Raw genomic sequence first — 21,615 nt, 5'->3', positions numbered from 1 at the left:
ATTTAGTTCTCAGATTCTAGCCTATTTACCCCTCTTCTGTATATCATAAATATTATTAAAGCAGATATGATAAAACTTGCAGATATAAGAACTGCATTTTCTTCGAAGGGGAAATTCTCTATCTGGCTTCCTTTTGGCGTATCATAGCACATATGAATGAGTACAACGTTTATAGCATTATGCATTATATGCACAATGACCGGAACCCATATGTTTCCTGACCATACAAACAGATAACCTAGTAATGCTCCTAATAATACCCGGGGTACAAATCCGTAGAATTGTAAGTGAATAGCACTGAAAGTAATCGCGGTGATCCAAATGGCAAGGTGCCGGTTTTTCACAATCTTCAGTATTATTTGTTGTAAGCAGCCTCTGAAAAAGAATTCTTCTGTCAAACCTGCCAAGACCGCAATCACCAAAAGATTGATGATAAGGGATATGATTGTTCTGTCTGCAAATACCAGTTTCAATGTTTTCTCCGCCGATTCCTCATATTCCTTCATCCAATCGAAGAACTCCGGTAATATCATCTGCTGGTTGTAGTACCCTATGCAGTTTATAGCCGGTTGGATAAAAATAATCAAGAGGATTGTACCAAGTAAGAATAATACGTCTATCTGCGTCCTGGTGTTTAAATAATTCTTAATACTGCCCTGATACAAAAAAGCATAAACCAGAGAGGGAATTAAAAACAGACAGACAGTTTGTATTACCTGTGCAATCTGGATGGAGGGCACTGATTGTAATGGATTATCGGCAGGCACCATTAGAAGAATAATCAAGGTAGCCATAATTAGTCCTGAAAAAGAAAGGAAACAGAAGAAGAAAAACTGTGACCAGCCTCCCATATTATATAATATACCTTTGTTGTCCATAGCCGTCACTTTTTATTTTTGATTAATGCGGAGCACAGTTATGCCTGTACAATTCTTTGAAGCCTGGCAGTACTCTAAAAGTGTTTTTTGTTCAATAATCACCTGCTTAGCCTTGCTTGATGCATGGATGAAATGCAACTTCTCTTCTTGCCAATAAGCAATTCCTATATGAGAATAATCTAAACCCTCTATTGATGTAGCAAATACGATTATATCCCCGGTTTTTATTTTTTGCTCATTATTATAGATTGCGACTGTAGGCAGTACTTCATAAGCATTTCTCTTAGAAATACCTTTTTCTATTTTATCCAGCTTCTCGATGTTTTGCTTGTTGTTTTTGAGATGCTTATATAGTTGAGGATGTGTTGTCATAAAGTTGATATTCTTTTTAACCTTCTCCCCTCCAATTTCTGAGCTGATATTTTTCAGCAACCCATGTTTTTCATTTTCATATATCCAATCACTTGTATAATGCAGACGGGATGTATAGCCGACAACCTCACCGTCCCGGTAACGCATTGTTATTAGTGTTTGCAGATAATTGTTGTAAGAAAAATCACCGGATTTGATAACCTGTGACAACGCAATACAATTTTCGACAAAAGTAGTACAATCAAATTCTCTCAGGTTGACAACCATTCTCTCTGTATCCGATACCTCAAGAGTGGACGCAACATATGGTTTTCCCAGAAAATATTTGGCGGTATTGATCAATACTTCTTCAAAAGATCTGTCCCTCTGCTTTTCAAACTGCTTTATATAGGTTTCGTAGATACGCACATCGGACGGAGTGGAGATTATATCTCCTCCTTTAGCTACATTCGATAGAGCTAGTAATGAGAGTATGAGTATAACTAATCTTGCAGGTTTCATATTTAAATAACAAAGATATTTAATGATATAACTACCAAAGCAATAGATAGATCCGACACCTTAACTCAGTCCTACAATCTTACCATCTATGATATCAATATATTCAGCCTGAGGGACAGCCGGTAAGCCCGGCATGCGCATAATGCTTCCGGCAATAGCCACTATAAACTCAGCTCCATTGTTAATTACAATATCATTCACAGTAAGAGTAAAGCCTGTCGGTGTACCATAAGCATGAGCATTGTCTGAAAATGAGTATTGGGTTTTAGCAATACAGACAGGATAATGATTGATTCCCTGTTTCTCAATCAGAGCCAACTTTTTGCGGGCTTTATCTCCAATTCTGACTGATGCCGCCCCATATATCGATTTGGCAACCTTGTTAATTTTCTCTTCTATAGAATCACTATCTTTATATGTAAAGCTAAGATTCCGGGATGGCCTGTTCTCTACTTGTCTGACTACCTCTTCCGCAAATTCAATTGCTCCTTCGCCTCCCTTTGTAAAAGAATCATTCAAGGCAAAACTTACGCCCAATTGATGACAGTGATCTTTTATCAATTCTATTTCTTCTTCGGAATCGAAACCATACCGGTTTAGAGCAACCATAACGCTTTGTCCGAACGATTTCATGTTCTCGATATGCTTGTCAAGATTGGCAAATCCCTTTATTAACCCTTCCGTATTTCTCTCCTTAATACTTTCAATCGGTACATTTCCATGCATTTTCAGAGCTTGGGTGGTGGCTACGATGATGGTGAGCTTGGGTGATATTTGCCCCTTCCTGCATTTGATATTGAAGAATTTCTCTGCACCAAGATCTGCTCCGAATCCCGCCTCAGTGATTACATAATCGGCATGACTCATTGCCATCTTTGTTGCTATCAACGAATTGCATCCGTGGGCTATATTAGCAAATGGGCCTCCATGTATGATTGCAGGAGATTTCTCTGTGGTTTGCACCAGATTCGGGTTTATCGCATCCTTTAAGAGTACTGTAATTGCACCGGCTACACCAAGGTCTTTCACAGTGAAAGCATTCCCATTAGCAGAATAACCAAGAATAATATTCCCGATACGCCTTTTAAGATCTTCCAAATCGGAAGACAGGCACAGTATTGCCATAATCTCTGATGCAGGAGTAATTTCGAATCCCGTCTCAGCCGGAACCCCATTTTCCGAACCGTTCAATCCTGATACAATATATCTGAGGTTTCTGTCATTTACATCGAGCACCCTTTTCCATACTACCTCTTTGAGATAATTATCTGTACCCCTGTTCCGGTAAAGATAGTTGTCGAGCAGGGCTGTAATCATATTATGCGCGGATGTTATGGCATGGAAATCTCCGGTAAAATGGAGATTGATGTCTTCCATCGGGAGTACCTGGGCATAACCTCCTCCGGCAGCTCCGCCTTTCATCCCGAAGCATGGTCCGAGTGAAGGCTCCCGAAGCGCGACTATTGTCTTTTTCCCTATCTTATTCAAGCCTAAAGCTAAGCCGATAGATGTGGTGGTTTTTCCTATTCCCGCTTTTGTGGGTGTGATGGCTGTTACAAGGATAAGACTGCTCTTCTTCATTTTTTGGCCGTCAATGAAAGAGACAGGGATTTTTGCTATATGTTTACCATACTGATGCAGTTCTTCAGCATTGATTCCTGCTTTATTTGCCACATCTGAAATCTTGTCAAGTTGGATACTTCCGGCTATTTCAATATCTGTTTTCATTCTTTGTTACTGTGTATTTTCCGTTGGGAGCACAAAGATATAAATTTTTATTGTTCAAAGCCGCTTTTAATAACCTTGTAACAGGGTAAACGAAAAATCGGGGATTTTAACTACTGCCCTTATCTACATTTTTTAACTGCATATAGTTAAAAAGTAACAAAGGTAACACAGAAAGTAATTAATAATTAAGAATGAAAAATTAATAATTAGCTTGTCAGTCATCGGTGAACAACTTGTATCTCGTGTCTTGTCTACCCGTATCCCATATAACTTTCAACTTAGTACTTAAAACTTATTCCAATACTTCAAAGAGCTATCAACCAACAGCTAATGGCTATCGGCTTAAAAATGTATAGATAAACTTCTTGCATAAAAACACATATTTCGTCTGCCCTCACCTTGTAAGAATGATTGTATAGCTATACAAAATAAGAACAGGGATCAATAGATAATCCCTGTTCAACTATTCCTTAATTTTCTTGTAGTAGTTCTTCCAATTATTGTAGTCTTTTCAGACGGTACAGTAATTGTTGGATTGCTTCCTGATAGTCATCAATAATTGCCTGAGTGAAAGCTTCGGCAAACAATTCCCTTTGGCCTTCTGTATATTTAAAGAAATCCTCGGCATGTTTTACAATGTTTGTAGGATTCTTTGTTTCAGGAATTACAATATCCAGATCTCCTTTTACTGCATAAGAAGTTTCTACCAAACGATCTGTTACATCCAATAGGTCGCCGATGGCCTGATCAAGTGCAATGTGTGCGGCATAGCTTCCTTTACCGGTTATATGCCAGTGGTGAAGTTTCAGACTGCTGTTAAAAGCAAATACTTTACCTAAAAATGTTCCGATTTCTGCATTTACTGATGCAGCTTTCTTTTCTTTTAATGTAGATGTGCTCATAATTATAAAATTTATTTATTTATGTTGTTTCTATATAGACAAAGATAATGATTGCGATTTTCAAATCCAAGTATTAACAATTGAATGTGTAAATGTTAATATTGATTCTATCTATAATAGATTTTTAGTCTGATCTGTCCGATGTACAATAGGTAAACAATAAAAGTACCGCTTTTGTTTCAGTGAATCATGATATTTTATAATGAGCTGATACTCATCCGGTATTTATCAGTCCAAATACAACCGTCTCATTCTCACTATATCTACTTTTAGTTCTTTGACAAGGAAATTCATTATACTGCCGTGGTCTCTCTTTATCTGATTTATGCCGGCCTGCAGAAACATACGTTTTACCGTGAATATCGATTCTGCCCGCGGATACTTTGCTATGAAAGCATCATATTTATCACTCAGGTAAATTTTCGACATCAGGTAATCATCCATAACTGTTGCTTCATCCACTCCCAAGGCAAAGAGTACCAGTGCTGTAGCCATACCCGCCCTGTCTTTCCCTGCAGAGCAATGAAATATAAGAGGAGCACTAAGATTGTTCTGCACGATTGCAAAGAATATACGAAAGGCTCTCACGCATGCCGGGTTGCTTACCAGCAAGCGGTTCATATGTTTCATATGAGAGTCGATATTCGTTTTCAGCATATTAGCCTGAATTCCTTCCGAACTGAGATTGCCCGGAGTGATAGCTATAGGATAGGTAAAATGAACGGTTAGAGGCAGTTTGTCCGGTGAACGGCGGGATTCGCTTTGTGCCCTGAAGTCTATAACAGAAGTTATTGGTATACTTGAAAGGTATTTCAGATCGTCGGCTGTAAGATTGGATAATTCGTCTGCCCTGAAAAGCTTTCCCCATTTGGTATATCGTCCATCCATTGTTCTGAAACCGCCCAGATCGCGGAAGTTATAGCCTCCGGCCATGGGAAGGTGTCTTTCAGTGAGAATCAATCGTTCGTTACCACAGACCAATTCAAAATAAACGCGGCTATAGGTACTCACACTAAGGAAGAAACTGCCACTGCCATTGCCTGTCAATATGGGCATAGTTCTGTTTATCGTATCCACAGAACTTCCTGCATACAAAGACCAGTTGCCTTTAGCTTCAAGCTTCAGGCTTGCTTCCTTTGAATATTTCTCCCGTATTATTTGAGCTTTCCAAATGGCTTTATCCATTGTTAACAGAGATGTCCTTTCCTGATAATTATTTACCTCTTCTTTTACCATATTGTTAATACATGGCAAATATACGGAATTAGTTGAAATATTTCCTATCATAGAGTTAAATCACATTCAAGTGTAAAAAAAAGGTAAATCTTCGCAAAAAGAATGCATTCTATTGACAAACACATCAGACTAATGTATCTTTGCTATAAGACCTCCGTTTATCCGGAGATGAAAACCTTATATAATATCGTTATCTGACATATGTTTTAAAGAGATACCAAAGTAATAAAAGAGGTCGGAAGCCTCAACTAAAATGATTGCTTGTGACATGAAATTAAAACTATTTACCTGTGTTACATTATTAGTTACCTTGTATAGCTGTACTTCCAAACCTACAGTGATAGCCTTATGTGAAAGAGATGCTAAAGGTAATTATACATTAAAATGGGAGTTATACCCGGAAACAGATAATGTTCCGGCCGAAATATTCGTGTCGGATAATGATAGCGTTTTCCCATCCATTCCATCTTATACTGTAAAATCAAATGACTATATCGCTATAATAAACAGCACCTCCGACTCGGTAGAAAAGCGTAAATACTTCCGGATAAAGATTGCAGGAACAATGTCCAACATTATCACAAACCGCTTTTTCGAAATGGACAGTATACAGAACTTCCGGGATATAGGCGGATATGTAACAAATGACAATCGTGTTATCCGTTGGGGCAAAATATTCCGTTCGGGTAGTTTCTTTCGCATGACTCCCCATGATAGTACCGAATTATCCTGCCTGGGAATAAAGACGATAATCGATCTCCGGTCCGAAGATGTGAAAAGGCCCTTTATAGACCGTTTCAAAGGTGCGAATAATGTGCGTATCCCCATTTCAGAGAAAGGCTATAGCTCTATTTCACAGAAAGTACTGGAAGGCAAATTTCTTCGTGGCGATGCTGTAATCTATACACAGGATACATATAAGGATATGATTGTAAACTTTGCAGATGATTACGCCCGCTTTTTCGATTATCTCTGCGACGAGAATAATTACCCGATAGCATACAATTGTTACCTCGGTAAGGACCAAAGTGGTCTGGCTACCTATTTTCTCCTCCGCGCGCTGGACGTCCCTCTGGATGTAATAGAGGATGACTATATGTGGTCAGGAATAGGGATAGACCGTACCAAGCTGGTAAAAGATGCCGATAGCCTCACCGAATCCCGCCAGGAAGCACTCACTATGCTTACCAAAACAGACCTTGCATACCTGAAATACGGAATATCGTGCATCAGGGAAATGAGCGGCTCGGTAGATGATTATATGCTTAACCAATTGAAAATTACCCCTGACAAAAAGAAAAAGCTAAAAGAGATATTACTGCATTAACCGGTAAACCCCTATTGCCCCTAGTCAGTTGAGTTGGATAGAAAAATCGAAAAAGGTAACAAAGGTAACACAGAAAAGAATTAATAATTAAGAATGAAAAATTAATAATTAGCTTGTCTTGCTGAGCAAAGCATCCCGTCAGTGAACAGTCATCAGTCAACAACTTGTATCTTGTACCTCGTCTACTCGTATCTCTTTACTTATTACTTTCTCCTTTTCCCTTTCCCTTTCCTCAATCCGTCCTCGATGTGTATCCCGGAGGCAGAAACGGATAAAGATTCACCTTGGGTTTCTCTACCGGAGCGGCGGATGGTTGAGCAACAGGCGGCTGTTCCATAACTTGCCCTTGCTCTGCCTGCTCTTGCCCATTTTCCACTTCTAATTCTTCACTTTTCACTTTTACATACGCTTCGCTCCTGTGACCGTTGGTTCGTTCTTCTTCCAGTTTCCTATCCACGGCCGCCACTACCTCCGCATTGAGTGAACCGCCCGAACGGAAGCCATTCTCCTGCAATATCATCAGTTGGCGCCTGGTTTCCTCATCCTGTACTTCGATAACCAGCGGACGGCGCTCCGATGCAAGTAACCGGTCTTTGTCTTTCTTCCTTTCCTCCCGGTCAAGTACGTACTTTATCGCACGGATACTCGGCGGACAGAATTTCTTTTCCACTACACGGCATTTCTCCACATCGTTCAGCGGATCGTTTTTATCGGGGACATAGGTGACCTTCTCTTTTTTCTGCACGTAGCCTTCCAGCAACTGTTTCAACCCTATGCGTGCCGAGGCTATCATCACATCTTCGCGGTGGTCGATGGCTTCTTCTACCGCTTCTTTAAATTCGGGCTTTTCTTTTTTCCATTCGTAAAATGTCTTACGGCTGATTTTAAATGATTTGCAGATTTCTGATATGCTGCACAAATCCTGTTCTATCATCCGGATAATCTCTGTGGCTATTTTTTCTTTATACTTCATAAGATACTTAAATATTAATGGTTAATAATTAGTTTCTTATATAGATAAAGTTTTTTTGATAAATTTGAGGCTCGGCCGATTTTACAATTCAATTCGCCCCTACAAATGCAAAAAACCATTATATGAATTTTCGTGGGCTTACCCTACTTATTTATCCAAAACTTAGGATTTAATATATTAAATTTTTTAGTTTTGTATATTAACTATTTTTATTTACAATTAATTACCGCAACTATGCACAAGAAGAACCTGATTCTTATTCTATTCCTTACAGCAGGGATATTAGGCGGAAACGCACAAATAAGGAATCCCTTCAAAAGAAAAAAGAAAGAGGAAAAAAAAGAAGCAGCCGCTCCGGCGCCCAAGCCGGCCACACCTCCCGGAGCACCCAAGCCATACGGGGAAGTGATAACCAAAGAGGCAAAAACCAATGCCGGTTTCTTCAAAGTACATAAGGTAAAGGATAAATTCTACTTCGAACTTCCCGATTCCATTATGGAACGCGATATACTTGTAGTGAACAGAATCTCGAAAGCTCCTGTGAACAGGTACAAATCGATGGTTGGCTATCCCGGCGACCAGATAGGGGAAAACGTCATCCGTTTCGAAAAAGCACCTAACAATAAAGTCTTTATCCGCAGTATTTCGTATCTGGAGCAGGCAAACGATACATTGGGTATGTACCAGTCGGTAAAGAACTCGAATATACAACCCATTATGGCTACATTTGCCATACAGGCTCTGAATAAAGATTCTGTAAGCAAAACATCTGCCGCCGTCATAGATATTACCGATTTCCTGAATGGTGACAATAACGTTTTCTTCTTCGACACCAACATGAAGAAATACAGGGGCATCGGAAACCACTTTGCCGACAGGAGTTATATAGACACCATCAAAGCATACCCTATAAATGTAGAGATCAAAACGGTTAAGACATATGCGCAGGTACCGCCAATGGGATACCCGCCTCAGGCAGCACAGTATTTCCCTAACGACCCCATGACATACGAACTCAACAGTTCCCTCGTTTTGCTTCCGAAAGAACCGATGAAACCGCGCTTGTTCGATCCCCGCGTAGCATATTTTGCGGTAAGGTATACCGACTTCGATTCCAATTCGCAGGGGATAGATTATAAATCGAAAATTACCCGCTGGAGACTGGAACCGAAAGAGGGAGAATTACAGAAATATGTGAACGGAGAACTGGTAGAACCTAAAAAGCCGATTGTTTTCTACATAGACCCTGCCACGCCAAAGAAATGGGTACCATACCTCATACAAGGTGTCAACGACTGGCAAAAAGCGTTTGAAAAAGCAGGATTCAAGAATGCGATCATAGGAATGGAAGCACCTAAAGATTCCACATGGAGCCTCGAGGATGCACGTCACTCCGCAATCGTTTACAAGCCTTCCGATATACCGAATGCCAGCGGCCCGCATGTACACGACCCCCGCAGCGGTGAAATTATAGAAACACATATCAACTGGTATCACAATGTGATGCTCTTATTGCGCAACTGGTATATGATACAAGCGGGGAATGTGGATAAACGCGCCCAAAAACTGAAATTCGACGACGAACTGATGGGCGAACTTATCCGCTTTGTATCATCACATGAGGTAGGACATACATTAGGGCTGAGGCATAATTTCGGATCTTCGGCAACCGTACCTGTCGAAAACCTCAGAAACAAAGAGTGGGTGGAAGCTAACGGACATACACCTTCGATAATGGACTACGCACGATTCAATTATATCGCCCAGCCCGAAGATAATATTTCGGAAAAAGGACTCTTTCCTCGTATCGGTATATATGATGACTGGTCGATAGAATGGGGTTACAGATACTTGCCCGAATATGCGACTGCAGAGGACGAAATTCCGTTCTCAAACAAGACAATAATGGAAAAACTCCGGAGCGACAAACGCTTTACCTTCGGAACGGAAACCGATCCTGACGATCCACGCAACCAAAGCGAAGACCTTGGCGACAATGCCATGCTGGCAAGCGGCTATGGTATAAAAAACCTGCAACGTATTGTGCCGCAAATACTGGATTGGACTAAAGAACCGAATAAAGATTATGCGATGGCAACTTCCATATATGGAGAAGTTGTGACACAATATGGCCGTTATATGGGACATGTTGCCAAAAATATAGCCGGTATTTACCGTACCCCTCTGGTAGTGGAGCAATCCGGTAATTCGGAGGAGTTTGTTCCGGCAAGCATACAAAAAGAAGCAATGCAGTTTCTCGACCAACAGTTATTTTCTACTCCCGAGTGGCTGATCGACAAAACATTGATAACAAAAGCAAGTGTAGATCCGGTAAATTCGATCGGAAGTGTTCAAAAAAGAACATTGGACCGTCTGATTAGCAAATATACAATAGACAAGATGTTGCGTGACGAGGCATATAACGGTGCCGGTGCTTATACAGCTATCAATATGTTCAACGACCTGAAAAAGAGCGTATGGTCTGAGCTTACAAACGGAAAAGCAATCGACATCTATCGCCGCAACCTGCAAAAGAACTATGTCAATGCCCTCATCAGCATTGTAGACCCTAAGAATGCGGCTCCGCAGGCACAAACAAGAGCTTCGGATGCAACAGGCATTGCCCGTACACAATTAATCGATCTGCGCCAGAGCATACGCAATGCCGCTACCTCGTCATCGGGAATCAAGCGCAGCCATTTGCTGGACTTATTGGCACAGATAGAAACAGCATTGGATACCGGCAAATAATGTGGATAGATAGTTGGAACATCCCAATAGAAATTCTTTATTAATTTCTAATTTAATAATTATGAATAAGAACATTATTATTTCCATTTTATTACTCTTTGTTATATTATCCTCCTGCAACAAAAAAAGCGGGGAAGATAGGTCCAAACCTGTAATAATTGCATATGTAGGCGGATACAACGGACTGACAGATGTGAGTAAAATATCCCCTAATAAGATAACTCATATCAACTACGCCTTTGTAGATGTACAGGGAGGGAAAGCTTTCCTGACAAATGAAGCGACCGACACAGTCAATTTCAGGAAACTGAATGAACTGAAACAGCAAAACCCGGATTTGAAAATACTTATATCGATCGGGGGATGGGCATGGAGCAGGAATTTCTCAGACGCCGTATTGACTCCCGAAGGACAAAAGACATTTGCCAAATCTGCCGTTGAGATCATGAGTAAATATAATCTCGACGGAGTGGATATAGATTGGGAATACCCTGCCATGGAAGGGGACACAGGTAATGTATTCCGCCCCGAAGATAAGCAGAACTATACGCTGATGTTCGCCGCCATCAGGGCCGAATTGGATGAACTGGAAAAAACATCGGACAAGAAATATCTGCTCACAACAGCCGTCGGTGGCTCACAGGAGTTTATAAACAATACAGAGATGGGCAAGGCTCAGGAATACCTCGACTATGTAAATATAATGACCTATGACTCCCAATCGAAGGAAAAAGCGATCCATCACACCAATCTTTTAGCGTCGGATAAGTACAGCGAGTCTAATAGTGCCGATATAGCTGTAAAAGCCTTCAATGCAGCAGGCGTACCTATGGAAAAACTGGTAATGGGCATCGCTTTCTATGGCCGCATCTATAAAACGAAGAAAGATTCATCGAAAGGAGTAGGTGACCCGATAACCGAACAAATACAGGGAAAAGGATACACATTTATCAAAGATAGCCTGGTAAACCGGAATGAATATTACAGATATTGGGACGAAGCAGCGCAGGCTCCTTACCTGTTCAATTTTTATAAGGGCGAGTTTGTAACCTATGACGATGAAGAATCGGCAAAAGCAAAATGCGAGTACGTGAAGACCAACAGAATGGCCGGGGTTATGTTCTGGGAATACAGTTCAGACCCTAAAGAGTACCTGTTGAATGCAATTAACCAGGTACTGAAATAATAAACTTTAACCCTCTCCGTTTTAAGGATTGAACTTCTGTTTGTACTTTTGATTATTAACTAAAGTGCAGAATAATATAGCAAGCCACTTTATAAAATATAAATGTGGCTTGCCTTGTAATTATAGGTTTTGAATGAGAAAAAAACGGATACTTTGGGCCGATGACGAAATAGATGTGTTGCGCGCTCATATTCTTTTCCTTGAGGAGAAAGGATATGAGGTAACACCTGTAAACAGTGGTCAAGATGCACTGGACAGCGTAAAGAGCGAATCTTTCGACATTATATTCCTCGATGAAAACATGCCGGGACTAGCAGGTATGGAAACTCTGAGCCTTATCAAGGAGATAGACCCCAATATCCCGGTGATCATGATTACCAAGAGTGAGGACGAAGGCATAATGACACATGCTATAGGTAAAAAAATAGCGGATTACCTCATAAAGCCTGTCAACCCGAATCAGATACTTCTGTCCCTGAAAAAGAATCTGCACAAAGACGATATCGTTTCCGAAATAACGCTTGAAGGATACCGGGACGAGTTTTCTCAGATAAGTACGCACATCAATGATTCCACCGATTTTAACGACTGGATAGATATCTACAAGAAACTGGTATATTGGGAAATAGAATTGGATGCTTCACAAAGCCCCCTGACAGACCTTTTACGTGTACAAAAACAGGAGGCTAATAATAGCTTCTGCAAATATATAAAGAAGAACTACGAATCATGGATACAAGATGAAAGGAACAAGCCACTAATTAGCCCCGAGCTTTTTCCAAAAAAAATACTTCCCTTATTAGAGAAGGGAGAAAAAGTATTTTTTATCCTGATCGATAACTTCCGTCTCGACCAATGGTGGGAAGTAAAAGACCTGCTGGCTGCCGATTTCAATATTTCGGAGGAAGAATATTTCAGCATCCTGCCCACAGCTACGCAATACGCGCGTAATGCTATTTTCTCCGGACTGATGCCATCGCAGATTGTGAAGTCTTATCCCGACTTGTGGGTGGAAGAGGATGAAGACGAGGGTAAGAATCTGAATGAAGAGATATTTTTACAGAAGCAATTGGAAAAATACGGAGGGAAACATACCTTCTCTTATAATAAGCTGCTGTCGTCTTCATCAGGAGAGAAACTTGTCCAGAATATGAATTCATTGAACAACAAGTCGCTGAATGTCATTGTTATCAATTTTGTAGATATGTTGTCCCATGCTCGTACCGAGTCGAAGATGATACGTGAACTGGCTTCGGACGAAGCGGCTTATCGCTCGCTGACCCGTTCGTGGTTTAAGCATTCCAGTACGATGGACATTTTGCGAAAGGCAAAAGGAATGGGTTATAAGATTATACTTACTACCGACCATGGTACTATACGTGTGAAAAGTCCGGTGAAGGTCATAGGAGATAAAAGCGTAAACTCTAATATCCGTTATAAATTCGGACGGAATCTGGAATATGACCGTAAGAAAGTCTACGACATCCATTCTCCGGAGAAAGCAGGATTGCCGTCTCCCAATATAAGCACAAAGTATATCTTTGCCACAGGGGATGATTTCTTTGCATATCCAAATAATTACAACCATTATGTATCATATTATACCGATACATTCCAGCATGGAGGTATTTCTATGGAGGAAATGATCGTACCTGTTATTACATTGACAGGAAAATAGCGGGACCGTTTTTCTGATATATAACAGGAAAAACACAATAAGGTAAAGTATGTTCTTGTTATTCCTTAAAAAATATCCCAATGATGTTCAAAGTTATAAATATATAATGCTATAACCCGAATTATTCCTAAATTTGCAACTCAACAAAACTTAGTATGGATAAAAAGCTTTTAATAGCAAAACCAGTAACGGAAGAGCTGAAAAAATTCAATACCTATTACAAAGATTCTGTCTTTTGTAATAACGTAAGGATTCAGGAGATTATAGATTATATAATGAAATCGGATGGTAAACGGATACGTCCCATTCTGTTACTATTAGCGGCAAAGGCCTGTGGAGAAATAAACAATACGACTTATAACTCTGCCATTACAGTAGAACTTCTGCATACAGCTTCCCTGATACATGACGATGTTGTTGATGAATCCAAAATAAGGAGAGGAATGGCTTCGCTGAATGCTATTTACGATAATAAAATGGCCGTGCTTGCGGGTGACTATTTTCTATCTACAGCCTTAATTAAAAGTGTATTGACCGGAAATATTGAGATCATATCCCGCGTTTCAGATCTGGGCCGCGACCTTGCCGAAGGGGAATTAAACCAGCTCTCGCTAGTCAAAGAACTGATTCTGGATGAAGATGAATATTTTCAGGTAATCAGGAAAAAGACAGCATCCCTAATGTCAGTGTGCATGCGTATAGGGGCAATGTCAGTGGACGCATCAAGTGAGGAAGTTGAAAGATTTACCAAATTGGGAGAATATCTCGGAGTTTGTTTCCAATTACGGGACGATATATTCGATTACTTTACCGATGCCATCGGCAAGCCTACAGGAAACGATATACGTGAAGGAAAAGTTACGCTTCCCTTATTATATGCTATAAGTTACGCTCCGGAAGATGAGAAAAAAGAACTATTGTCTGTTATATTCTCTTACAACTATACCGACGAAAACATACATAAGCTTATCAGCTATGCCAAAGAGCATGGAGGTATAGAATATGCTTACCGCAAGATGGAAGAATATAAAAATAGAGCGGAGGAAATAATCGCGACAGTTTCAGACACTGAGGTGCGCGAGGCGTTGGAAGCCGCCGTAGAATATATAGTGGAAAGAGCTTATTAAAACTCTTTTCAGAGACTGATCAGTAATAAATAGACACACACTGCCGGAATAGCCAGTATCGTACTGTCGAAACGGTCGAGAATGCCGCCGTGTCCGGGTATCATACTGCCCGAATCTTTTACTCCCAACGTACGTTTTATAAGTGACTCGAAGAGGTCGCCCCAGGTTCCGAATACGACTACTACCGCTGCGAAACCAAGCCATGCGATAGTGGAGAGATTGGTAAAAAAGTGTGCAAAAATAAGAGAAGAGGCTATAGCTACCATTGCTCCGCCAACGAATCCCTCCCATGACTTCTTAGGAGATATACGCTCAAATAAGCGATGTTTTCCAAAAGCCATACCTGTAAGATAGGCAAAAGTATCGTTTACCCATATGGTTACCAACAGGGCCAGAATATATACATAATGGTAACTTCCGGGTTCATAAGCAAATACAAGATAATTTGTCAGCGCTAAAGGGCCTGCAATAAAAATCTGTCCCAGCAGCGAATAGGATAAAGACTGAATAGGATTTTCACGTTTCATATACAATTCACTGATGAAAAGGACCATCAGGTAAACCATATACGGTACAAAGGCAACTACTGACGCTGAATAAACACAATAGTAGAATCCGCCTAAAAAGAGGAAAAATCCGCCCAATATATTCCATGTCCGGATAACGGGAACTTTTGCAGCTTTTTCTATCAATCCGTAAAATTCATACAGACATAATACAATAAGTAATGAGAATATGACAAGAAAAGTGTACTCATTTATGAGTATTCCACCGAGTAGCAAGCCGATGAATACGGCTCCGGCGAGGATACGGACAACAATATTAGGTAATTTCAAGGCGTTTCTTTTTTCATTATAACGTAACAAAAGTAGTAAAAATAGAGATATTTCATCCAGATATTCAGAAAATAAAAGGTATTGACAAGTCTAGCCATATTTTTTCCTGAATAATGCGAATCAGTAGTTGAGTTTTAATGTTCTATTATTTTCTGCTGCACTTCGTTCCGCTTAAACGTTCATTTTGGCATTGCCCAAAACGAACCAAAAGGCTAGCGCTCCTGTTGAGTCGCCTACGCTCCTCGATTTTCAATTCCTCGTGGTACCCAAAACCGTCTTGACGGCTGAATCAAACAAATGGGCTATCGCCCCGTTTGATTCTACCCCGCCTGCCTCACTAATGCGCAAGGGCTGACGCACATAGGGCTAAAGCATGAAGATACACTGTCCTGTCGCCGCGTCGCGATAACGGCCTCATTCCGCAGGTGGGGCACCCAATCCGTAAAGCGGAGGTGTAGGGCAAAATAGGATAGCTGTTATACACGGCTGATAATCCGGCTAAAGATAACTCCGTATTATTTTGCCCCACCGGAACTGCGATTTTGGGTCGCCGGAGGGATACAGCCTTGATTTTTGTAACTTTTTATCAAGAAAAAGTTAAGAAAAACAAGCCGGATGGCACGTTAGAAAAATAGAACATTAAAACTCAACTACTGATTTGTATTATTAATTGCTTTCCGTGTTACCTTTGTTACTTTTTGGCTAAATATAGTTAACGAATATGAAAATGATAGTAAAAAAATAGTGTAAAAGTATCATATTTTAACAATATATAGTTAATGTATGTAAAATAAGGCAAGTGGAAATAAAAAATGATGATACTGAAAAGGTGTGCAGATTTACACAAAGGGCACAAGCAAAAATAGTGTAAAAGTGTAAACTTTGTCAACTTTTATACAGAAGCTACAATCATACGAATTATTAATTTTTTTCATTCTTAATTATTAATTGTTTTTTATCTTTGTTTCTTGTTACTCAATTAACTCCTTTAGATGTTAGTAAAGGTTTTCGGCGCAGCTGTACAAGGCATACTTGCAACATTGGTTACAATAGAAGTAAACTGTTCGAAAGGCATAAAGTTTATGCTTGTCGGACTTCCTGATGCATCCGTAAAGGAAAGTCACGAACGTATAGTTTCGGCGCTACAAATAAACGGCTATAAATTCCCTCGTCAACAGATCGTCATCAATATGTCCCCCGCCGATATAAGGAAAGAGGGTACGGCATATGATTTACCTTTGGCAATCGGGATACTGGCTGCCTCGGAAGGCCTGAAATCGAATAGACTTGAAAACTACATGATTATGGGAGAATTGTCACTCGATGGTAGTATACTTCCCATAAAAGGAGTTCTTCCCATAGCCATAAAAGCCAGGGAACTCGGTTTTAAAGGTCTGGTCCTACCCCGCAAAAATGCACGTGAAGCGGCTGTAGTCAACAATTTGGATGTATATGGGGTGGACAACATAAGCGAAGTCGTAGACTTCTTTAATGAAGAAATAGAACTGGAAAAAACAATAATAGATACCCGCGCCGAATTTTATAATGCGCAACAGATTTTTGAATTTGATTTTGCAGATGTAAAAGGACAGGAAAATGTAAAGCGGGCACTGGAAGTTGCAGCTTCGGGCGGACACAATCTGATTATGATAGGCCCTCCGGGAGCAGGAAAGTCGATGATGGCGAAGCGAATGCCATCGATCCTTCCCCCCTTTATTTTGCAGGAAGCATTGGAAACAACCAAAATTCATAGCGTTGCAGGCAAAATAGGGAATGAAACTTCTCTGATGGCTCAACGCCCTTTTCGTAGCCCTCATCATACCATCTCCGATGTGGCACTGGTTGGCGGCGGAGCCTATCCTCAACCCGGCGAGATCAGTTTAGCGCATAACGGGGTTCTTTTTCTTGACGAGTTACCCGAATTTAGCCGTAGTGTACTCGAGGTTATGCGACAGCCGCTCGAGGACCGGAAAATATCTATATCGAGGTCGAAGTTTTCGGTTGAATATCCGGCCAGCTTCATGCTGGTATCCTCGATGAATCCATGTCCTTGCGGATATTACAACCATCCTGAAAAGGAATGTGTTTGTCCAGGCGGCGCTGTCCAGAAATATCTGAACAAGATATCGGGTCCGCTCCTTGACCGCATAGATATACACATCGAGATAGTTCCCGTACCATTTGAAAAGATATCGGATAAAACGCCGGCTGAAGCGAGCAAATCGATAAGAGATCGCGTTATAAAGGCAAGAGATATACAGGCTCAACGCTTCAAAGATGAGGATGGAATATACTGCAATGCGCAGATGACTCCAAAGCTTCTTGCCAAGTATGCTTCTGCGGACGAGACAGGTTTGCAGTTATTAAAAACGGCGATGGACAAATTCAATCTGTCAGCCAGGGCCTATGACAGGATATTGAAAGTATCGCGGACAATTGCAGATTTGGATAGTTCCGAAAAAATAGAGCCGAAACATTTGGCTGAAGCCATAAACTATCGTAATTTAGACCGGGAAACTTGGGCAGACAAATAGTATAAATATAAAGATAAAGAACGAGCCATGACTTTTACCGATTTGAGTAATGCTATTTTCGAAAAATCAATTAATGATTATCATAGAACGGACAACGTAGATAGTCCTATCAGTAATCCTTATACTGAGAAATCGATAGAATATTTCCTGTATCTTAAAAACTGGATAGATACGGTTCAATGGCATCTGGAAGATATTATCCGCGACCCGGATATTAATCCGGCAGAAGCCTTGTTAATAAAGCGCCGTATAGATAAATCAAATCAGGACAGAACAGATCTGGTAGAACTCATAGACAGTTATTTTCTGGATAAGTACAAAAATATAAGCCCTTTGTCCGATGCCCGTATTAATACCGAAAGCCCTGCATGGGCGATAGACCGTTTGTCTATCCTTGCTCTTAAGATATATCATATGCAACAGGAAGTGGACAGAAAGAACACATCCGCAGATCATAATGAACAAGCATCGAAGAAGCTCCAAGTTCTACTCACTCAGCGTAAAGATCTTTCTACGGCGATAGAAGAATTACTGGAGGATATAGAGACAGGGAAAAAATATATGAAAGTGTATAAACAGATGAAGATGTATAACGATCCTAGTCTCAATCCTGTTTTATATGCAAAAACACAATAAATTCGATAGAAGTTCACAAATTATACGATTATGTCTAAAGTTCTGGTAATACGGATATCTTCCTTCGGAGATGTGGCTATGCTCGTTCCGGTTGTATATTCTGTTGCCGCAAAATATCCTCAAGATCGTTTTTCGGTAATGACACGGAAAGCATTTGCCCCCCTATTCGAGAATCTGGGATTCAATGTAAATGTTATTCCACTCGATATTAAGAAGAAGCACCGGGGATTAATAGGTTATTTCAGGGTGATGAGACGGTTGTTTGCCATGAGGTTTTCTCATGTGGCTGATGTACACGACGTTTTGCGGTCGAAAAGTATACGCCATTCCATGTTTCTCATGGGGCACAAAGTTGCACACATCGATAAAGGAAAGAGCGAAAAGAAATATGCGATAGCTCATAAGCAACTGGATCCCCCACTTAAACATACAATGCTGCGCTACCAGGAAGTTTTTGATAAATTGGGTTTTCCTGCGCCAATGGTATTCAATAATTTCTTTGATTTCGTACCTCGGAATTTTTCAGATCTTAAATCCGTTGTTAAAGAAAAAAACGGCAAATGGATTGGTATAGCCCCTTTTTCTAAGCATAGGGGTAAAATATATCCTTTAGAGAAAATGTCGAATATAATTGATATCTTATCTAAGAAAGAGGGAGTTACTGTATTTCTGTTTGGTTCGGGCAAGGAGGAACAAAAGGTATTGTCCCACTGGGCATCCAAGTATCCGAATACGGTCAACCTCACGGGAAAACTCAACTTGCAGAAAGAAATGCTTCTTATCTCATATCTGGACGTCATGCTGTCAATGGATTCGGCTAATATGCATCTTGCCTCATTGGTGCAGATACCTGTGGTATCTGTTTGGGGAGCAACTCATCCGGCAATGGGCTTTTATGGATTTAGACAAGATATAGCTAATGCTATTCAAGTCGATTTAGAATGTAGGCCATGTTCAGTTTTTGGAGAGTTACCTTGTCAGAGAGAGAATGAGGAATATGCCTGTATGGAGAGAATTACGGAGGAATCTGTTGTATCAAGAATATATAAAGTACTAGATAAGATAGACCCATGAGAATTGCGATCCTTTCACCATTTTATCCTTACAGGGGAGGTTTAGCCCAACTTAATGCCCGGCTATATACAGAACTTTCCAGACAAAATGAGGTGAAAGCATTCACGTTTACGACCCTCTATCCCGATTTTCTATTTCCCGGTAAGACTCAGTATGTAGCTGAAGGCGATACTGCTACTGTAATAGACAGTGATCGTGTATTGAACAGTATAAACCCTTTTACATATATCCGGACAGCCAGGCATATTAATAAGTATGCTCCCGATCTACTTATTATACCTTACTGGATGTCTTTCCTTGCACCTGCCTATGGCTCAGTATGTCTTTTCCTTAATAAAAGTACCAAAGTCGTGGCCCTTGTTCACAATGCGATCCCACATGAGAAAAGATTTGTGGATAAGTCTTTTGCCCGCTTTTTCTTCAATAGATGTGATGCGTTTATTGTCATGAGTGAACCCGTCCGGCAGGATTTACTTTCCCTGAAAAAAGATGCGAAGATACTACTACAGCCACATCCTATATACGATCAGTATGCTGAACGTACGGATAAAGCCTCGGCATGTAAGACGCTGAGGATTAGGGAAAATAAGAAGAACCTTCTTTTCTTCGGGCTGATACGCGATTATAAGGGATTGGATATTCTTATCGAAGCGATGGGAATGCTGGACGACTCCTATCAACTGATCATAGCCGGTGAGAGTTATGGCAGTTTTGGCAAATATACTGAACTGATTAATCAATCACCTTTAAAAGATAATATAGTTGTCTTTGAACAATATATCCCCGATGATATGGTATCAACCTTATTTTCTGCAGCAGATGTGCTGGTCTTGCCATACAAGTCTGCAACACAAAGCGGGGTGGTGGCTTTAGCTTATCAGATGGAGCTGCCTATGATAGCTACGAATGTAGGCGCACTGGGAAGTACTGTTAAGGATTCTAATACAGGTTTGGTTGTACCTGAACCTACTCCTGGGGATATAGCCGAGGGTATAGAGGAGTTCTTCAGTTCGGATACAGAACTCTATAAAGATAATCTCAAAAGAGAAAAGAGACGGTTGTCGTGGGATAATTTCACCCGGTCAATCGAATCTTTCTTCTCCAAACTGTAGTTCAGTTATATTATTCGGATCACTTCATTTTGAATAATCCGTATTTAAGCATACAGATAAAAGCTCTTACTCCGTCTCTCCAGCCTATCTTCTTGCCTTCCTCGTAAGTCCGTCCATAATAGGATATACCCACTTCATAGATCCTTACATGGGGATATCTCGCTACTTTGGCTGTCACTTCCGGCTCAAATCCGAAGCGTCTCTCCTGCAAAGGGATGGACTTGATAATATCTGACCGGAACAACTTATAGCATGTCTCCATGTCCGACAGATTGAGGTTGGTAAACATATTGGAAACGAATGTCAATAGCTGATTTCCGATAGAATGCCAGAAGAAGAGTATACGATGAGGTTTTCCTCCCATAAATCTTGAGCCGAATACAACATCTGCAAATCCGTCTATGACAGGTTTTAATAAGATATTGTACTCTTCCGGATCATATTCAAGGTCGGCATCCTGTATTATAAGGTATTCACCTGTAGCCTCTTTGATTCCCCTATGTAGGGCAGCTCCTTTACCCATATTCACAGGTTGTTCGAATAGTTTCATGTCTGCTTGAGGATGTTCAGCTATATAGGCTTTTACGACCTCTACCGTATCATCTTTTGAACAGTCATTAACAATGATAATTTCTTTGTCAAAATTACCTATCAGTTCCACAGCTAAGACCTTATTCAGTATCAGATGTATTGTTCTGGCTTCGTTGTATGCAGGAATTACAATTGAAAGTTTCATGTTTAGTTATATTTATGTCTTCGTAAAA

The 21,615-nt window shown here is 40.5% G+C and carries 17 protein-coding genes; 9 read left to right on the top strand and 8 right to left on the bottom strand.

Annotation, left to right across the window (positions count from 1 at the left end; all coding sequences use genetic code 11):
- Positions 1–2 precede the first annotated feature (2 nt).
- The 5 genes from HMPREF9455_RS15945 to HMPREF9455_RS15925 form a co-directional block, all read right to left on the bottom strand.
- Entirely contained in the window at positions 3–878 is an 876-nt protein-coding gene (locus tag HMPREF9455_RS15945; RefSeq protein ID WP_006800764.1) for a CPBP family intramembrane glutamic endopeptidase, read from the bottom strand.
- A gap of 12 nt (positions 879–890) precedes the next feature.
- The gene (locus tag HMPREF9455_RS15940; RefSeq protein ID WP_006800763.1) at positions 891–1,751 is read right to left on the bottom strand and encodes an N-acetylmuramoyl-L-alanine amidase-like domain-containing protein; all 861 of its coding nucleotides are present in this window, start codon (positions 1,749–1,751) and stop codon (positions 891–893) included.
- 60 nt (positions 1,752–1,811) lie between these two features.
- Positions 1,812–3,479 (bottom strand): formate--tetrahydrofolate ligase, encoded by a 1,668-nt coding sequence (locus HMPREF9455_RS15935; protein ID WP_006800762.1) that lies wholly within the window; start codon positions 3,477–3,479, stop codon positions 1,812–1,814.
- Positions 3,480–3,976: 497 nt separating this feature from the next.
- The gene (locus HMPREF9455_RS15930; RefSeq protein WP_006800761.1) at positions 3,977–4,381 is read right to left on the bottom strand and encodes a DUF5856 family protein; all 405 of its coding nucleotides are present in this window, start codon (positions 4,379–4,381) and stop codon (positions 3,977–3,979) included.
- A 228-nt stretch (positions 4,382–4,609) separates the two neighbouring features.
- A complete protein-coding gene (locus HMPREF9455_RS15925; RefSeq protein ID WP_242052396.1) occupies positions 4,610–5,617 on the bottom strand; it encodes a tyrosine-protein phosphatase in 1,008 nt (335 codons plus the stop codon).
- A 268-nt stretch (positions 5,618–5,885) separates the two neighbouring features.
- On the opposite strand from HMPREF9455_RS15925, the gene HMPREF9455_RS15920 reads away from it, so the two are divergent.
- Entirely contained in the window at positions 5,886–6,944 is a 1,059-nt protein-coding gene (locus HMPREF9455_RS15920) for a tyrosine-protein phosphatase (RefSeq protein ID WP_006800759.1), read from the top strand.
- Positions 6,945–7,176: 232 nt separating this feature from the next.
- Here the strand turns inward: HMPREF9455_RS15920 and HMPREF9455_RS15915 are convergent, their stop codons facing one another.
- The gene (locus HMPREF9455_RS15915; protein ID WP_006800758.1) at positions 7,177–7,917 is read right to left on the bottom strand and encodes a helix-turn-helix domain-containing protein; all 741 of its coding nucleotides are present in this window, start codon (positions 7,915–7,917) and stop codon (positions 7,177–7,179) included.
- 234 nt (positions 7,918–8,151) lie between these two features.
- Between HMPREF9455_RS15915 and HMPREF9455_RS15910 the strand changes: the two genes are divergently transcribed.
- The 4 genes from HMPREF9455_RS15910 to HMPREF9455_RS15895 all read left to right on the top strand — a co-directional run bounded on the left by HMPREF9455_RS15910 (position 8,152) and on the right by HMPREF9455_RS15895 (position 14,659).
- Positions 8,152–10,668 (top strand): zinc-dependent metalloprotease, encoded by a 2,517-nt coding sequence (locus HMPREF9455_RS15910; protein ID WP_006800757.1) that lies wholly within the window; start codon positions 8,152–8,154, stop codon positions 10,666–10,668.
- Positions 10,669–10,729: 61 nt separating this feature from the next.
- Entirely contained in the window at positions 10,730–11,854 is a 1,125-nt protein-coding gene (locus tag HMPREF9455_RS15905) for a glycoside hydrolase family 18 protein (RefSeq protein ID WP_006800756.1), read from the top strand.
- Between the two features lie 133 nt (positions 11,855–11,987).
- A complete protein-coding gene (gene porX, locus HMPREF9455_RS15900) occupies positions 11,988–13,532 on the top strand; it encodes a T9SS response regulator signal transducer PorX (RefSeq protein WP_006800755.1) in 1,545 nt (514 codons plus the stop codon).
- A gap of 155 nt (positions 13,533–13,687) precedes the next feature.
- The gene (locus HMPREF9455_RS15895) at positions 13,688–14,659 is read left to right on the top strand and encodes a polyprenyl synthetase family protein (protein WP_006800754.1); all 972 of its coding nucleotides are present in this window, start codon (positions 13,688–13,690) and stop codon (positions 14,657–14,659) included.
- A gap of 8 nt (positions 14,660–14,667) precedes the next feature.
- On the opposite strand, the gene HMPREF9455_RS15890 is transcribed toward HMPREF9455_RS15895, so the two are convergent.
- Entirely contained in the window at positions 14,668–15,495 is an 828-nt protein-coding gene (locus HMPREF9455_RS15890) for a phosphatidate cytidylyltransferase (RefSeq protein WP_006800753.1), read from the bottom strand.
- Between the two features lie 992 nt (positions 15,496–16,487).
- Between HMPREF9455_RS15890 and HMPREF9455_RS15885 the strand changes: the two genes are divergently transcribed.
- The 4 genes from HMPREF9455_RS15885 to HMPREF9455_RS15870 are packed head-to-tail and all read left to right on the top strand — an operon-like array spanning position 16,488 to position 20,851.
- On the top strand, positions 16,488–18,029 hold the full coding sequence (locus tag HMPREF9455_RS15885) for a YifB family Mg chelatase-like AAA ATPase (RefSeq protein WP_006800752.1): 1,542 nt from the start codon (positions 16,488–16,490) through the stop codon (positions 18,027–18,029).
- Positions 18,030–18,056: 27 nt separating this feature from the next.
- On the top strand, positions 18,057–18,665 hold the full coding sequence (locus tag HMPREF9455_RS15880) for a DUF4254 domain-containing protein (RefSeq protein WP_006800751.1): 609 nt from the start codon (positions 18,057–18,059) through the stop codon (positions 18,663–18,665).
- 30 nt (positions 18,666–18,695) lie between these two features.
- Complete coding sequence (locus tag HMPREF9455_RS15875; RefSeq protein ID WP_006800750.1) at positions 18,696–19,739, top strand: glycosyltransferase family 9 protein; 1,044 nt, start codon at positions 18,696–18,698, stop codon at positions 19,737–19,739.
- Complete coding sequence (locus HMPREF9455_RS15870; protein WP_006800749.1) at positions 19,736–20,851, top strand: glycosyltransferase; 1,116 nt, start codon at positions 19,736–19,738, stop codon at positions 20,849–20,851. The genes HMPREF9455_RS15875 and HMPREF9455_RS15870 overlap by 4 nt, the downstream gene beginning before the upstream one ends.
- 19 nt (positions 20,852–20,870) lie before the next feature.
- Here HMPREF9455_RS15870 and HMPREF9455_RS15865 read toward each other — a convergent pair whose 3' ends face one another.
- Positions 20,871–21,587, bottom strand: a complete 717-nt coding sequence (locus tag HMPREF9455_RS15865; protein ID WP_006800748.1) for a glycosyltransferase family 2 protein — start codon at positions 21,585–21,587, stop codon at positions 20,871–20,873.
- Positions 21,588–21,615: the final 28 nt, after the last annotated feature.

The sequence above is a fragment of the Dysgonomonas gadei ATCC BAA-286 genome (assembly GCF_000213555.1).
GTDB classification, from domain to species: domain Bacteria; phylum Bacteroidota; class Bacteroidia; order Bacteroidales; family Dysgonomonadaceae; genus Dysgonomonas; species Dysgonomonas gadei.
This window is presented reverse-complemented; position numbering and strand designations above follow the sequence as displayed.

What these genes read in the sequence shown, in the direction of transcription:
- HMPREF9455_RS15905 (WP_006800756.1), top strand. Translation starts at nt 10,730, where the DNA reads ATGAATAAGAACATTATTATTTCCATTTTATTACTCTTTGTTATATTA.
- HMPREF9455_RS15925 (WP_242052396.1), bottom strand. Translation starts at nt 5,617, where the DNA reads ATGGTAAAAGAAGAGGTAAATAATTATCAGGAAAGGACATCTCTGTTA.
- porX (WP_006800755.1), top strand. Translation starts at nt 11,988, where the DNA reads ATGAGAAAAAAACGGATACTTTGGGCCGATGACGAAATAGATGTGTTG.
- HMPREF9455_RS15945 (WP_006800764.1), bottom strand. Translation starts at nt 878, where the DNA reads ATGGACAACAAAGGTATATTATATAATATGGGAGGCTGGTCACAGTTT.
- HMPREF9455_RS15915 (WP_006800758.1), bottom strand. Translation starts at nt 7,917, where the DNA reads ATGAAGTATAAAGAAAAAATAGCCACAGAGATTATCCGGATGATAGAA.
- HMPREF9455_RS15935 (WP_006800762.1), bottom strand. Translation starts at nt 3,479, where the DNA reads ATGAAAACAGATATTGAAATAGCCGGAAGTATCCAACTTGACAAGATT.
- HMPREF9455_RS15895 (WP_006800754.1), top strand. Translation starts at nt 13,688, where the DNA reads ATGGATAAAAAGCTTTTAATAGCAAAACCAGTAACGGAAGAGCTGAAA.
- HMPREF9455_RS15930 (WP_006800761.1), bottom strand. Translation starts at nt 4,381, where the DNA reads ATGAGCACATCTACATTAAAAGAAAAGAAAGCTGCATCAGTAAATGCA.
- HMPREF9455_RS15910 (WP_006800757.1), top strand. Translation starts at nt 8,152, where the DNA reads ATGCACAAGAAGAACCTGATTCTTATTCTATTCCTTACAGCAGGGATA.
- HMPREF9455_RS15875 (WP_006800750.1), top strand. Translation starts at nt 18,696, where the DNA reads ATGTCTAAAGTTCTGGTAATACGGATATCTTCCTTCGGAGATGTGGCT.
- HMPREF9455_RS15940 (WP_006800763.1), bottom strand. Translation starts at nt 1,751, where the DNA reads ATGAAACCTGCAAGATTAGTTATACTCATACTCTCATTACTAGCTCTA.
- HMPREF9455_RS15870 (WP_006800749.1), top strand. Translation starts at nt 19,736, where the DNA reads ATGAGAATTGCGATCCTTTCACCATTTTATCCTTACAGGGGAGGTTTA.
- HMPREF9455_RS15880 (WP_006800751.1), top strand. Translation starts at nt 18,057, where the DNA reads ATGACTTTTACCGATTTGAGTAATGCTATTTTCGAAAAATCAATTAAT.
- HMPREF9455_RS15885 (WP_006800752.1), top strand. Translation starts at nt 16,488, where the DNA reads ATGTTAGTAAAGGTTTTCGGCGCAGCTGTACAAGGCATACTTGCAACA.
- HMPREF9455_RS15920 (WP_006800759.1), top strand. Translation starts at nt 5,886, where the DNA reads ATGAAATTAAAACTATTTACCTGTGTTACATTATTAGTTACCTTGTAT.
- HMPREF9455_RS15865 (WP_006800748.1), bottom strand. Translation starts at nt 21,587, where the DNA reads ATGAAACTTTCAATTGTAATTCCTGCATACAACGAAGCCAGAACAATA.